A 13,362-nucleotide genomic window follows, 5' to 3' on the forward strand; every position below is an offset into this window, starting at 1 on the left:
CCTACGCCAGCAAGGTCAGGTATTGCTTGACCAGCCCGGTGGACAGCAGTGCCCAGCCGTCCAGGGCGACAAACAGCACCAGTTTGATCGGCACGGAAATGATCACCGGACTCATCATCATCATGCCCAGCGCCAGCAGGATGCTGGAGATCACCAGGTCGACGATGACGAAGGGCAGGTACAGGTAGAAGCCGATCTTGAAGGCACTCTTGATTTCACTCAGCGCATAAGCCGGCAGCAGCGAAAACAGCGAGGGCGCAAGCGCTTCATCGGCAGGCCAGTCGGTTTCACTTCGGGCTGCCTGAGCCCGCTCGAAAAACAGCGCCAGCTCCGGATCGGTGTACTTGCGCAGGTAGTCCTTGTAGCTGCCCAGGCCGTTCTCGGCGAAATTCACCACCGACTCGATGTCGGTAAAGGCCACCGCCTCGGTCTTGTAGTAGTCGTGCCCCTGCTTCATGACCGGCGTCATGACGAAAATGGCCAGCATCAGGGCAATCGCATTGAGCGCCATGTTCGACGGCACTTGTTGCAGGCCCAAGGCGTTGCGCACGATGACAAAGACGATGGAAAACTTGATGTAGCAAGTTCCCGCCGCCACCAGGAACGGCAGCAGCGAAGCGAACGCCAGCAGCGCGATCAGCGAGACGTCATTCATCGTCGCCGTCTCGATAGACCTTCAGCAATTGCACACCCAACTGTCCGTCCAACTGCACCAACTCGCCACAGGCCACACGCTTGCCGTTGGCGCGCACTTCGATGTGCTGGGCCGCGTTATCTGCCAGCGGGATCAGCTGCCCGGCGATGATCTGCGTCAGCCCGGCCAGGTCGATGTCATGGGTGGCGAGCAGGAACTCCAGACACACCGGGAGCGCCCCCAGGTCGATCTCCACGGCGGGCTCTGACGTATTCTCTGGACTGGCCTCGGTCACGGTCGGTTGCATGTGTAGACCCTCTTCGGTAAAGGTGAAAACGCCGAGGCATCGGCCCGCTGACAAGCAGCGTTGAGTGCGCTGGGTGATGCACAGGACGTCGCCTTCGTTCAGCCGTCTCCGACTGGCAAGGCTCAGGTGACTGACGCCAAGGATCAGCTCCAGGCGCAACGGCAATGTCTTCAGCCATGAATCGGCTGACACTGGGCCACGCACGGCATTCCTTGGCGGCAACTGGGTCAACCACACACGCCCCCGCGTTGTGTCGAGCCACGGCACTTCGCCTGTCGGCAATCGCGCCGGGGCCACGTATTCGATGTTCGTCAGACCGCTGTAATGCAACTCTTCCATGTCCAGTGACAAGGGTCGTGGCACCGCCCGGAACAACGCGACAATGCTCGGTAACGGGCACTCCAGCACCAGCAACGATTGCAAGGTCGGGAGCGAATGATGCAACCAGTCACGGGCCGCGATCAGCCCCTGCCAGGGACCGTTGTCGCCTTGTGCGCAAAAGCTCAGATGGTCCGAACGTTCCGGCACCCTGGCCAACCCCACCTCATGACCGGCATGTCGCCAGCGTTGAATCGCCTGGGCGCGGGCATGGGCCAAAGGGTCGACCCGACGTAACTGCAAAGCGCTCATGCCGGATGCTCAGCCGGATCGTCCTGATCCTCGTCCGGCCCCTGCTGCGAACCCTGGCGCGGCTGCTCGCCGCCACTGTCGGCGAGCAGCCAGCCAGGCTCCCGGGCCAGCGCGAAAGGCTCCTTGAGTTGCTCGAACACCAGGGCATTGCTGGGGCTGAGCGTCAGGTGTCGGCTGGGCTCATCAGGCACTCGGCTGATGGTGACTTGTCCGCTGGCCATCCCCCGATTGAAGGGTACTTGCAGGAACTCCCGATCCGGTCCCGGCAGCGTCTCGACCATGACATCGAGCATTGGCGGCAGCGTCGGTGAAGGGATGGACGGGCTGACAATTGCCGGTGCATGGCGCGTGCCTGGGGGACTCAACGGCGCCTGGGGCAGCGGTTCATCGACGAGGACCACCGACCGCTCACTGAACACGGTGAACGTCTCCCGTGGCGGCGCCTCGATCGATACCGAATAGGCCGACCCCGCTGATTGGTCGCTAACCGCCACAACAGGCTCCAGGCGTTGAGGCAGCGGATGTTTTGTCAGCGGGCTGAGCAGCGGGCCGGCGTGTGGAAAAATTATCGCGTTCCGGGCAGTCGGTGGTGGTGCGCCAACGGCTTCAACGTCCACTGCTCCCCGGGCAACCGACCGCTCCCCATCGCCTTCTATCTCCGCCGCGCCCTGAACAACGCTCATCGAGCGCCAGGCCAGCGCACGGTCATGGTTCATCGGGGCGCGATAAGGCCGAACCAACAAAGCCATCAGGTCCAGCACGCCCTGCGGCAGCTCATCCTCTTGCACCGGGACGAGCGGGTCCAGCAGCTCGTCCAGCGGGTCTTCGTCGACGCAATCCAGGATCAGGACCGGCAGAGAGGAAACCACAGAAATCTCTTTCATCGACGCACCCCGATCATGTCTTCCAACTCCCGCTCTTCCCGGCGTACCGCCTCGAGTCGTCGCTCTAGCAACAGCTGCCGGAAGGAACGCTGGTACTTGTCGTGTTTGCGCAGCAACCCACGCAGTTGTTCACGCTGCTCCTGCAACTGCTGTTCGACCTGCCGACACTGCTGGTCCACGCAGTCACGCTCGACACGCAGCAGATCGATCCGCCGACGGATGACCGCCTGGGTTCGCAACAGCGCCAACAACTGCCCGTGATCCAGCACGCAGTCATTGGCGCGATGGCTGGCCAACAGGTCTTGCAGCGCGGCTTCCTGCGCCTCGAAGCCGTCGCGCTCCGTCAGCAGCGGCTGCAATTGGCGCTGGACGCGCAGCAGCGCCTGTTCACCGCGTTGCCGCCGGAACTCGCTGAAGGCCAATAAGCGTCGCTGATCAGGCAAGGATTTCATGCAGGCTCCGTAAGGTTTCGTCCGGCTCGCAACACTCGCCCGTCGGCTGGCGCAACCATTGGCCGAGGGCTTCGCGCCGTTGCATCGCGTGGTCATTGGCCGCGTCCGCGCCCGGGCTGTACTCGCCCATGTCGAGAAAAACCTGCAACTGTTCAACGCGCGCCAGGATCTCCCGGGTGGATGCGGCCAGTTGCTGGACCTGAGGCGCAGTAACTTGCGTCGCCACCCGGCTGACGCTGCGCAAGACATCGATAGCCGGGTAGTGCCCCTTGGCTGCCAGGGCACGGCTGAGGTAGACATGGCCATCGAGGATGGAACGAATTTCTTCGGCGATCGGATCGGGCTCGTCATCGCTTTCCAACAGCACCGTGTACCAGGCGGTGATGCTGCCGGTCGCCGTCACCCCAGGTCGTTCCAGCAAGCGTGGCAAGGCATCGAACACCGAGGCCGGATAACCACGCCGCGCCGGTGCTTCGCCGGCCGCCAGCGCCAGGTCGCGACGGGCGCGGGCGTAGCGGGTCAGGGAGTCCAGCAACAACACCACGCGTCGCCCCTGGTCGCGAAAGTACTCGGCGATAGTCGTGGCTTGCAGCGCCGAGTTGCAGCGATCCACCGAGGAAAAATCCGACGTGGCATACACCACCACGCAACAGGCGCGCTTGGGCGATTGGCGCAAGTGCTCGATGAATTCGGTCACCTCCCGCCCACGCTCGCCAATCAAGCCGATCACGAAGACCTCCGCATCGGTGTGCTCGATCAGCATGTTGATCAAGGTGGTCTTGCCGGAGCCGGCGGCGGCGAAAATGCCGATGCGCTGGCCTACGCCGCAGGTCAGCAGCCCGTCGATGACACGAATGCCGGTGCGCAAGGGCTCGGCCACCGGACGCCGCTGCTGGTAGGACGGCGGGTCGGCATCCACCGGACAATCCCGTTGCGCCACCGCCGTCGATGGCGCCAGGCGCTCGACGATCGTGCCCTGGGGATCGACCACACTGCCGAGCAACGCGTCACTGCAGGTCAGTTGCAAGGTCGAGCCGGTGGGCACGATCATCGACGCCCGGGACAGGCCTTTGCCATCGCCCAGCAGGCTGAGCACCACCGCACCGGGCTTGAAGCCGATCACCTGCGCCCTCGCCGCGACCTCGGGCGAGCGCCAATGCCGACGCACCTCACAGACCTCGCCGATCACCACTTCGTCCAGCGCCGCTTCGATCAGCGGACCGCTCAAACGCAAGGGATGGGCCGCGTGTCTTTCCAGGCGCAGGCGCATCGACGCGGGTTCTCCAACAGCCATTTGCAGGGTTCCCCTCACAGCGTTTTGATGACATTGACGGAAACGGTCTCGGAGATTTCGCCGAACGACATGACGTCCAGCTCCCGGAAGCGCCCCTCGATGAGTTTCTTGATGTAGCGCCGCACATCCACCGAACACAGCAACACCATGTCTTTCTGGGCGATGTGCACGCTGTCCAGGCCGACGCTGAGGCGGTCCATCAACTCTTCCGACTCGGCCGGCTCCAGATTGAGGAAACTGCCGCCGGAGGTTTGCCGGATGCCGCGGCGTACCACGTCTTCGAACTCCGGCGACAACAGCAGCACGCGCAAATCGTTGCCCTGGGCAAACTTGTTGCTGATGTAGCGGGCCATGGCGCCGCGCACGTGTTCGACCAGCGCCAGCACGTCCTTTTCCCGGGAAGCCCAATGGGCAAGGGACTCGAGAATCAGCTTCATGTTGCGTACGGAAATGCGCTCGCCAATCAGGCGCTGCAGCACTTCAGCAATCTTTTGCACGGTGACGTGGCGATAGACTTCCTTGAGCAGGTCGGGGTAGCGGGTTTCCATTTCATCGAGCAGCTGCTTGGTTTCCTGCACGCCGAAGAATTCCTGGATATTGCGCGCCAGCAGCGTGACCAGGCAGCGGTAGCATTCTTCATCGGCCGCCCGCAGGTGATAGCCCAACTGCTGCACCCGCTCGCGGTCGTCCGCGCTGACCCAGACCCCGCCGAGGCGGTTGCTGTCGCTGCCACGCACCAGGGCGAAGCCCAGGGGATCCAGCTCGGGTGAATAGTCCAGCAAGCGCCAGTGCTCGAAATGGATATCGAACTGCTCGGCCCGCACTTCGTTGATCAGCACCGCCACCTGATGCGCTGGCAACGCCTCGCTGACCCGCAGTCGCGGTTCGGGAATGCGCAAGCCGTAATCGATGAAAAACTGGCTGCGAAACCGCGCCGCCCAACGATTCTTCTCCAGCGCTTCGAGTTGCGCCTTGGGCACCAGCAGCATCAGCGCGATGGTTTCCGTCGCGACAGTGTCGACGTCATCGAGCAGTCCCGATTCGCTCGGCAGCGCGCCTTGCTCGGTGGTGTCGCTGCGGCTTTGGTCCGGGGCTGCCTGGCGCGAGGATCGACGGTGGCGCACGAACACAACCAACCCCAGGACACTGGCGATGGATAAAAATGTCAGCAGCGGGAAACCCGGCAACAGGCCCACGCCCACCGCCAGCAATGCGGTCACGCCGAGAACGAACGGGTTGCCAAGCATCTGGGCGAGCATGTTGCGCCCCAGGTTGCTGTCATCGCCGTTGACGCGAGTCACGATGAAACCCGCGCCGATGGCGATCAGCAACGCGGGTATCTGCGCCACCAGGCCATCGCCGATGGTCAGCAAGGTGTAGGTCGACAACGCCGTGGACATGTCCATGCTCAGTTGCCCGACGCCGATGGCCATGCCGCCGATGAAATTGACGAAAATAATGATGATGCCGGCGATGGCATCGCCCTTGATGAACTTCATCGCCCCGTCGAACGAACCGTACAACTGGCTTTCACGCTCCAGCACGCTGCGTTTTTCCCGGGCCTGGGCCGCATCGATGGCGCCGGCCTTGAGGTCACCGTCGATGCTCATCTGCTTGCCCGGCATGCCGTCCAAGGAGAAACGCGCCGCGACTTCGGCCACGCGTTCCGAGCCTTTGGTGATCACGATGAACTGGACGATGGTGACGATGGAAAAAATCACGAAGCCCACCACCAGGCTTTCGCCGATCACAAAATCACCGAACGAGGCGATGATTTCCCCGGCATCGGCTTGGCTGAGAATCAACCGGCTGGTGCTGATCGACAGCGCCAGGCGAAACAACGTCGTCAACAACAGCAACGCCGGAAACGTCGAATAGCTGAGGATGCGCTCGATGTAGAACGAGCCCATGAACACCAGCAGCGAAATGACGATGTTCAGGCCGATGAGAAAATCCACCAGCACCGTCGGCAAAGGGATGATCAGCATGGCGATGATCATCACCATCAAGGTCAGGATCAGCAGCTCCGGGCGAGCGCCGATGTTGCGCAAAAACACATTGAGCAGGCTCATGGGCAACTGCCCGAGCGCCGCTGATCGATGCATTCGTGGGCATAGGCCAGGTCCGCCAGGCGCGTGAACTGGGCTGCCAGGCGCTGTGGCGCATCTTCATCGGCAAACAGTGGCAGCGGCAATTGCAGGCTGAGCCGGCGCACGGTCTGCAACACCGTTGAACGTTCACGATGAGCACTGAGCAGCAGCCCCTCTCCCAACGCGGCGAGCAGCAACTGGTCGAGTTCATCGGGATAGGTCAACACGCCGAAGAAAAACACCAGCCAGTCGGCTTCATGGGGGTTGTGTCGGCAGACGATGGCATCGCCGAGCAGCGCGCCGATGAACCGGTTATCGGCCGAGCGCAGACGCTTGAGGTCGTTCACGCGGGTGAGCAATTGACCGAACTCGGCGCGCGAGCAACTAGGATCCTGGGCATTGATGTCGGTAAGCAACGCCGCTTCGATGAAGGCCAGCACCGCTTGGCGTTGCGACGGGCCGTACAGGGCGATCCAATCCTGATAGCAACTGAGCGAACCGTCATCGGACTCGAGGAAATCCCGGTAGGTCTCGCGCAACAGGCCGGCGCGCACCGCCATGCCCTGGCCGAACATCCTGGCCTTGAGCGCCGCGTTGATGCCGGCGTTCATGCGCTTGGGGGACGCTTGGGCAACCACTGTTTGCAACAGCGTCTCGAGACGCTGGCGGGTGCGCGTCTCCAGGTTCCGGCGGCGCAACAACGCTCGCAGCACCAGGGCCAGATCGCTGTCATCGGGAAACAGGCTTCGTGCCATTTGCAGCAACCAGGCCACAGGCTTGTCCGCCAGCCGCGCCAGGTTCAGCACCTGGTGGGCCTTGGGCACGGTATCGTCCTCAAGCACGCGTTCGAAGGTATCGGTCAGCGCATCGGACTTGAGCTCGAACAACCGCCGGCCGCGGAACTGAGTCAGGGCCGCCGACAACTCATCGCTGATCTGCACGAGGCGCTGGGCCACTGCCGCCGTCGCGCTGTCGTCGGGCGCAGCCTCGGCATCGATTGGCGGTTGGGGATGTTCGGCGGCCTTATCGGCATTCAGTCGCGCCTGGGCGGCTCGGCCACCGATGGAAACCGGCGGCAGAATCATTTCTCCGACATCCGGAAGTACATTCGGCGCACGCGCTCATGCTGTTGCGGGGTCAGCAATTGCCCAGCCGGCTCGTCCGTGGCCGGTTCAAAGGCGTCGCGAATTTCCTTGGGCTGGATCAGGAATACCCGCACCGTGTTGGCCGAACGATGCTGGCGATAGCTGAACAAGCGACCAATCCACGGGATCGAACCCAACACCGGCACCCGCCCGATCTGCTCGCCATGGTCGTCGCGGGTGAAACCGCCCACCAGCAGGCTTTTGCCCTGGGGCACCCGCGCCACGGTATTGATGCGGGTACGCCCCACCGTCGGCAGCGCGCCCTGACGCTCGCCCTGGCCGGGACTCTCGATTTCGTTGCCATCTTCTATGTTGAGCGACATTTCGATCTCGTCCGCCTGGGCGAAACGGGGCAGTACGCTCACCAGCGTGCCGTAGGTCACGTGCTGCAAATCGACGCTGCGCTCACCCACCAGCGGGGCATAGAAGGTGCGGTTGTTGTCGAAGATCGCCGGCACGTTTTCCTGCGTCAGGATCACTGGCCGCGAAACGACGTTGGCGCGGTGGGTGCGTTCCAGCGCCATGACTTGGGTCACGAATGAAACGCCATCCAGCGTGGTCGCCGAACCGGCATTGAGCGATGCGCTGAAGGCGCTCCCGGACTTCACCGCGCCTTGCCAGTTGATGCCCAACTGGTTGAGCTCGTCCTTATGCAGGTCGATGATCCACAGCGACAATTCGACGTGCCGTTTCGGCGTGTCCAGCGCACTCACCAGGTTCTCGATAAAGTGCACCTGCTCCGGCAGACCCTTGACCAGCAGGCTGTTGGTGTCCGGATAGGCCACCACCCGAATGTTGCCGGCGGCCACTTCCCGGGCAATCACTCGGGGCGCCGTCGGGTCCTGGTCCGAAGGCGATCTCGCCAGGCCCTCCAGGGGGAATACTGGCATCGCTCCAGCCGATCGCGGCGCGGAGCCTTGGGCCACTTCCGGCTCGACGCCCTGCTTTTCACCGCGCAGCAACGCTTCGATGACCGTTGCCAACCCTGGGATGGTCACCTTGTCGTCGCGCAGCTCGTAGTTGCGATCGCTGACAAAGGTATTTCGCACATGGATCACGCCGATCTGCTGTTTGCCCAACAGCAACTCCGAGCGCTGGTTGTCCATCAACCCGGCGGCTTGTACCACCAGGTCGACATACATCGGCGGGCCCGATACATGGAACGTCCGCAGGCCGTCGTGACGCAGCGGGTAGCGGGCATCGTGCAGTCCCGAGCGCCCGAGGAATGCCTGAAGCTTGTCCACGGTCAGGGTTTGCAGCGACATCATCGAGCTTTTGATTTCCGAAGCGTCATAGAGATAAATCGCCTGGCCATCGCTGTACCAGATCAACCCCATTTGCCCGGCGAGGCGCTCGAACGTTCGTTGCGGCGTGCGCAGGTCGAACGTACCGCCGATGCGCTTGTTGGCGGCAACCTTGCTGACAATGACTGGCATGCCCAATGGTCCGGACAATTCGCTGAAAAACGTCCGCGCGCTTTGTTCCCGGGCCTCGAAGGTGTAGACATCGGCCTGCACCGCGAGGGGCGCCAGCAGCACGAGGCCTGAGCAGAGGAATAAAAGGCCGAGGGACGTCAAGCGCAGGCTCATCGGCTCACTTGGCCTGGCAAGTAAGTAATGTCCGCCAGGCTGCTGGGCGCAAAGCCCACTAGTTCGCGAACCTCCTTGGAAAAATGCGACGACGAGGCAAAACCGAACTCCAGCGCCACATCGGTCAACGAGCCGTCGTGCAGGCTCATGTTCAACAGCGCCTGGGCTGTGCGCCAGCCACGCAGTGCCGGCTTGGCCGCAGTGCCCAGGGCCTGCCGGCAAAGCCTGCGGAAGTGCGACACCGAGACCCCGTAGCGTTGCGCCAGGGTATTGAGCTTTTCGCTGCGCGTGCCTTGCTCCAGCAGAAACCGCACGAGCCCGTAACTTTCGTGATGACGCAACGTGTCGGCAAAAGCACGGTAGGCCAGCGCACCGCCCATCGCTTGCTCGATGTACCAGCGTTCGAGCCGTTGCCGGGAGCGGACGATGTCATTCGCCACGGGCAACAGCGCCCACGCTGCCACGTCACCCTTCTGCCGCGCCTCATCGAAGGCATCGCTCATGTCGAAAAAAGCCTGCAACGTCATCAGTGGCGCTTCGCAGACGGGCAGCACATGCAACTCGCCGCCCCGCCATTGCAGCGAATCACCCAGCACGACCAGCCCTTCCCAACCGACCGGCAGGCAGTGACTGAGGCCAAAGGGTGCTGCATTCAGTTGGACCGGGCTTTGGGCTACGCGCAGGTGAAGCACGCGTTCGCGCAGATCGGGCCATGCCATGGAGCGAAATGATTTGTCCTGCACACCGGTCTCCTTGGCTGCGTGGCGTTGGAAGGCCGACAGGATGAAAGACCCCGCGCCGGGAATCTTGATGAAAAGCTGATGGCGCACGCTGGCATATGCCTTGCACCGTTTTTGTTCATCGGTGCCCAGGCCAATGGCGGAATGAGTGCCACACTGTTTGAAGGACAACGGCGTCGTCATCCGGCCTGCCCTGGCAGCCGTCCGGGTACGGCGCTTTTTTATGTGGAAGGTGATGCGCGATGAATGAAGTTCCAGCCAACCCCCTGGCTTGGGTCAACGGCAGCGATGCCCCGGAAAAGAGCGCGGTCAACCTCGGTTTCATGGCCTTGAGCGACTGCGCCCCGGTGGTGGTAGCGGCCACCCAGGGCTTCGCCCAACCCTATGGCCTGACGTTGAATCTCAAGCGCCAGGCATCCTGGGCCAACCTGCGGGACAAGCTGGTCAGCGGCGAAATCGATGCCGCCCATAGCCTGTACGGCCTGGTCTACGCCGTACACCTAGGCATCGGCGGCGTCGCACCGACCGACATGGCCGTGTTGATGGGGCTGAACCAGAACGGCCAAAGCATCAATCTGTCCCATGGCTTGCAGGCCCAGGGCGTGACCAGTCCTGAAGCACTGGAACAGCACGTGCACCAAACTCGCCCGAAACTCACCTTCGCCCAGACGTTCCCCACCGGCACCCACGCCATGTGGCTTTACTACTGGCTCGCCGCCCAGGGCATCCATCCGTTGTCGGACGTCGACAGCGTGGTGGTGCCGCCACCGCAAATGGTCGCGCACCTGCAAGCCGGGCGGATCGATGGGTTTTGTGTCGGCGAGCCCTGGTGCGCCAGCGCGGTGAAGCAGAACCTCGGTTTTACCTTGGCAACCACCCAGACCATTTGGCCTGACCACCCGGAAAAAGTCCTTGGCTGCACCCGTGCGTTCGTCGAGCAGTACCCCAATACCGCCCGTGCCCTGGTGATGGCGATCCTCGAAGCGAGCCGCTTCATCGAACAAAGCACTGAAAACCGTCGCAGCACCGCGCAACTGTTGAGTGCCCCCGAATACCTCGACGCACCGCTCGATTGCATCGAGCCCCGCCTGTTAGGGATTTATGCCGACGGCTTGGGCAACAGCTGGCAGGATCCCCACGCCATGCGCTTCCATGGCAAAGGCGAGGTGAACTTGCCGTACCTGTCGGACGGCATGTGGTTCATGACCCAGTTCCGCCGCTGGGGCCTGCTGCGCGAAGACCCCGATTACCTGGCCGTGGCCCAGGAGGTCCAGCAACTCAAGCTGTACCGCGAAGCCGCTGGAGCACTGGGCATCGCGTCCCCGCGCCAAGATATGCGCAGCAGCCAACTGATCGACGGCAGCACCTGGGACGGCTCGGATCCGGCCGGTTACGCCCGTGGCTTCAAACTGCACGCCTTGAGCGATGCGGCTCCCCTTCTCGCCAGCCGCTGACAGGAGCCTTGAACATGCTGCGTATCCTGCTGATCAACGACACTGCGAAGAAAGTCGGTCGCCTCAAGGCGGCCCTGACGGAGGCCGGATTCGAAGTCATCGACGAATCCGGCTTGACCATCGACCTGCCGGCGCGCGTCGAAACAGTGCGTCCGGACGTGATCCTGATCGATACCGAGTCACCCGGACGCGATGTCATGGAACAAGTGGTGCTGGTCAGTCGTGACCAGCCACGACCGATCGTCATGTTTACCGACGAGCACGACCCGGATGTGATGCGCCAGGCGATCAAGTCCGGCGTCAGCGCCTACATCGTCGAAGGCATCCATGCAGCGCGCCTGCAACCGATCCTCGACGTGGCCATGGCCCGCTTCGAAAGCGACCAGGCCTTGCGCGCCCAGCTCCTGGCCCGCGACCAGCAACTGGCCGAGCGCAAGCGCATCGAACTGGCCAAGGGCATGCTGATGAAGATGAAGGACTGCAACGAAGAACAGGCCTATACCCTGATGCGCCGCCAGGCCATGAGCCGCCAGCAGAAGCTGATCCAGGTGGCGGAGCAGATCATTGCCATGAACGAATTGCTGGGCTGAAAGCCTTGTAGCGCCTGGGCCGGCGCCTTCGCGAGCAAGCTCGCTCCCACAGGTCCTGCGGCCACCGGAATCCAAATGTGGGAGCGAGCTTGCTCGCGATAGGCTTCTGCCAATGCCTGCTGTTGGCACAGTTCTCGCTTAAGCCATCCCACAGGTAACCAACGGCGGTTGCCCCACCTACGACAAAGACGTCGCATACCCTCCTCGCCCCTCTGGCGAGCCGGGTTGCGGCGTTTTTTTTGCTTTGGCCCCAACGTCCGGGGTCGGTGGGGTCGCCATGACGGCGCACCACCTCGAAGCACTGACTCATTACCCGAGACTTTTACAGCTGAGGTGCGCGATGAATTCAAGCTTCTGGAAATCCGGCCATACCCCGACACTGTTCGCGGCCTTTCTCTATTTCGACCTGAGTTTCATGGTCTGGTACCTGCTCGGCCCGCTGGCGGTACAGATCTCCGCCGACCTGCACCTGACCACTCAACAACGTGGGCTGATGGTGGCGACGCCGATCCTGGCCGGCGCCATCCTGCGCCTGTTCATGGGCCTGCTGGCCGACCGGATTTCGCCAAAGACTGCCGGCATGGTTGGCCAAGTGATCGTGATCGGCGCGCTGTTCTGCGCCTGGAAACTGGGCATTCACAGCTATGAGCAGGCCCTGCTGCTGGGGCTGTTCCTGGGCATGGCCGGCGCCTCATTTGCCGTCGCCTTGCCGTTGGCCTCCCAATGGTATCCACCTCAACATCAAGGCAAGGCCATGGGCATTGCCGGTGCAGGCAACTCGGGCACCGTGTTCGCGGCGCTGATCGCACCGGTCATCGCCATGTCTTTTGGCTGGACCAACGTGTTCGGCTTTGCATTGATTCCACTGGTGCTGACCCTCGTTCTGTTCGCCTGGCTGGCCAAGAACGCCCCCGAGCGGCCAAAAGCCAAATCCATGGCCGATTACCTCAAGGCACTGGGTGATCGCGACAGCTGGTGGTTCATGTTCTTCTATAGCGTGACCTTTGGCGGTTTCATCGGCCTGGCCAGCGCCCTGCCCGGCTACTTCAACGACCAATATGGCCTGAGCCCGGTGACTGCCGGCTACTACACCGCCGCTTGCGTCTTCGGTGGCAGTCTGATGCGGCCACTGGGCGGCGCTCTGGCGGACCGTTTCGGCGGCATCCGCACGTTGCTGGGCATGTACACCGTGGCAGCCATCTGCATCGCCGCAGTGGGCTTCAACCTGCCAAGCTCCTACGCGGCCCTGGCCCTGTTCGTGTGCACCATGCTCGGCCTCGGAGCGGGCAACGGCGCGGTGTTCCAGCTGGTACCGCAACGTTTCCGCCGCGAAATCGGCGTGATGACCGGGCTGATCGGCATGGCCGGCGGCATCGGCGGCTTCGCCCTCGCGGCGGGCATGGGTGCGATCAAGCAAAGCACCGGTAGTTATCAACTGGCGCTGTGGTTGTTCGCAAGCCTGGGTGTCCTGGCCTGGTTCGGCCTGCACGGCGTCAAGCGTCGCTGGAGGACCACTTGGGGTTCGGCCGCCGTCACCGCGGCTCGGGTATAAC

The 13,362-nt window shown here is 62.8% G+C and carries 12 protein-coding genes; 3 read left to right on the forward strand and 9 right to left on the reverse strand.

The genetic code is table 11. The annotated features are described in order from the left end of the window. Window position 1 precedes the first annotated feature (1 nt). From PFLQ2_RS09595 to PFLQ2_RS09555, 9 genes are read right to left on the reverse strand one after another with little or no spacing between them, the layout of a single operon-like run. Window positions 2-655 (reverse strand): EscR/YscR/HrcR family type III secretion system export apparatus protein, encoded by a 654-nt coding sequence (locus PFLQ2_RS09595; protein ID WP_003183580.1) that lies wholly within the window; start codon window positions 653-655, stop codon window positions 2-4. Continuing rightward, window positions 648-1,571 carry a FliM/FliN family flagellar motor switch protein gene (locus PFLQ2_RS09590; protein WP_003183582.1) on the reverse strand — a complete coding sequence of 308 codons (924 nt, stop codon included), beginning with the start codon at window positions 1,569-1,571 and terminating at the stop codon, window positions 648-650. Before PFLQ2_RS09590 ends, PFLQ2_RS09595 begins: the two co-directional genes overlap by 8 nt. Next, window positions 1,568-2,455 carry a hypothetical protein gene (locus tag PFLQ2_RS09585; RefSeq protein WP_033046169.1) on the reverse strand — a complete coding sequence of 296 codons (888 nt, stop codon included), beginning with the start codon at window positions 2,453-2,455 and terminating at the stop codon, window positions 1,568-1,570. Before PFLQ2_RS09585 ends, PFLQ2_RS09590 begins: the two co-directional genes overlap by 4 nt. Beyond that, on the reverse strand, window positions 2,452-2,907 hold the full coding sequence (locus tag PFLQ2_RS09580; RefSeq protein WP_003183586.1) for a type III secretion protein: 456 nt from the start codon (window positions 2,905-2,907) through the stop codon (window positions 2,452-2,454). Before PFLQ2_RS09580 ends, PFLQ2_RS09585 begins: the two co-directional genes overlap by 4 nt. Then, the gene (sctN, locus tag PFLQ2_RS09575; RefSeq protein ID WP_003183587.1) at window positions 2,891-4,177 is read right to left on the reverse strand and encodes a type III secretion system ATPase SctN; all 1,287 of its coding nucleotides are present in this window, start codon (window positions 4,175-4,177) and stop codon (window positions 2,891-2,893) included. The genes PFLQ2_RS09580 and sctN overlap by 17 nt, the downstream gene beginning before the upstream one ends. A gap of 38 nt (window positions 4,178-4,215) precedes the next feature. Next, window positions 4,216-6,267, reverse strand: coding sequence for an EscV/YscV/HrcV family type III secretion system export apparatus protein (locus tag PFLQ2_RS09570; protein ID WP_033046578.1), 2,052 nt, complete (start codon window positions 6,265-6,267; stop codon window positions 4,216-4,218). A 2-nt stretch (window positions 6,268-6,269) separates the two neighbouring features. After that, window positions 6,270-7,376, reverse strand: coding sequence for a type III secretion system gatekeeper subunit SctW (gene sctW, locus PFLQ2_RS09565; protein ID WP_003183590.1), 1,107 nt, complete (start codon window positions 7,374-7,376; stop codon window positions 6,270-6,272). Further along, window positions 7,373-9,025, reverse strand: a complete 1,653-nt coding sequence (gene sctC / locus PFLQ2_RS09560) for a type III secretion system outer membrane ring subunit SctC (RefSeq protein ID WP_003183592.1) — start codon at window positions 9,023-9,025, stop codon at window positions 7,373-7,375. The genes sctW and sctC overlap by 4 nt, the downstream gene beginning before the upstream one ends. After that, on the reverse strand, window positions 9,022-9,744 hold the full coding sequence (locus PFLQ2_RS09555; protein WP_003183594.1) for a helix-turn-helix domain-containing protein: 723 nt from the start codon (window positions 9,742-9,744) through the stop codon (window positions 9,022-9,024). The genes sctC and PFLQ2_RS09555 overlap by 4 nt, the downstream gene beginning before the upstream one ends. A 263-nt stretch (window positions 9,745-10,007) precedes the next feature. Between PFLQ2_RS09555 and PFLQ2_RS09550 the strand changes: the two genes are divergently transcribed. The 3 genes from PFLQ2_RS09550 to PFLQ2_RS09540 all read left to right on the forward strand — a co-directional run bounded on the left by PFLQ2_RS09550 (window position 10,008) and on the right by PFLQ2_RS09540 (window position 13,361). After that, complete coding sequence (locus PFLQ2_RS09550; RefSeq protein ID WP_003183596.1) at window positions 10,008-11,219, forward strand: CmpA/NrtA family ABC transporter substrate-binding protein; 1,212 nt, start codon at window positions 10,008-10,010, stop codon at window positions 11,217-11,219. Between the two features lie 14 nt (window positions 11,220-11,233). After that, window positions 11,234-11,809 carry an ANTAR domain-containing response regulator gene (locus tag PFLQ2_RS09545; RefSeq protein WP_003183597.1) on the forward strand — a complete coding sequence of 192 codons (576 nt, stop codon included), beginning with the start codon at window positions 11,234-11,236 and terminating at the stop codon, window positions 11,807-11,809. 340 nt (window positions 11,810-12,149) lie between these two features. Next, complete coding sequence (locus PFLQ2_RS09540; RefSeq protein ID WP_003183599.1) at window positions 12,150-13,361, forward strand: nitrate/nitrite transporter; 1,212 nt, start codon at window positions 12,150-12,152, stop codon at window positions 13,359-13,361. The last annotated feature ends 1 nt before the right edge of the window (window position 13,362 follow it).

The organism is Pseudomonas fluorescens Q2-87 (assembly GCF_000281895.1).
GTDB classification, from domain to species: Bacteria; Pseudomonadota; Gammaproteobacteria; order Pseudomonadales; family Pseudomonadaceae; genus Aquipseudomonas; species Aquipseudomonas fluorescens_S.

Bases quoted from the DNA above. Each gene is read 5' to 3' on its own strand.
- PFLQ2_RS09555 (WP_003183594.1), bottom strand. From the start codon at position 9,744: ATGGCATGGCCCGATCTGCGCGAACGCGTGCTTCACCTGCGCGTAGCC.
- PFLQ2_RS09585 (WP_033046169.1), bottom strand. From the start codon at position 2,455: ATGAAAGAGATTTCTGTGGTTTCCTCTCTGCCGGTCCTGATCCTGGAT.
- PFLQ2_RS09545 (WP_003183597.1), top strand. From the start codon at position 11,234: ATGCTGCGTATCCTGCTGATCAACGACACTGCGAAGAAAGTCGGTCGC.
- sctC (WP_003183592.1), bottom strand. From the start codon at position 9,025: ATGAGCCTGCGCTTGACGTCCCTCGGCCTTTTATTCCTCTGCTCAGGC.
- sctN (WP_003183587.1), bottom strand. From the start codon at position 4,177: ATGCGCCTGCGCCTGGAAAGACACGCGGCCCATCCCTTGCGTTTGAGC.
- PFLQ2_RS09590 (WP_003183582.1), bottom strand. From the start codon at position 1,571: ATGAGCGCTTTGCAGTTACGTCGGGTCGACCCTTTGGCCCATGCCCGC.
- PFLQ2_RS09595 (WP_003183580.1), bottom strand. From the start codon at position 655: ATGAATGACGTCTCGCTGATCGCGCTGCTGGCGTTCGCTTCGCTGCTG.
- sctW (WP_003183590.1), bottom strand. From the start codon at position 7,376: ATGATTCTGCCGCCGGTTTCCATCGGTGGCCGAGCCGCCCAGGCGCGA.
- PFLQ2_RS09540 (WP_003183599.1), top strand. From the start codon at position 12,150: ATGAATTCAAGCTTCTGGAAATCCGGCCATACCCCGACACTGTTCGCG.
- PFLQ2_RS09580 (WP_003183586.1), bottom strand. From the start codon at position 2,907: ATGAAATCCTTGCCTGATCAGCGACGCTTATTGGCCTTCAGCGAGTTC.
- PFLQ2_RS09550 (WP_003183596.1), top strand. From the start codon at position 10,008: ATGAATGAAGTTCCAGCCAACCCCCTGGCTTGGGTCAACGGCAGCGAT.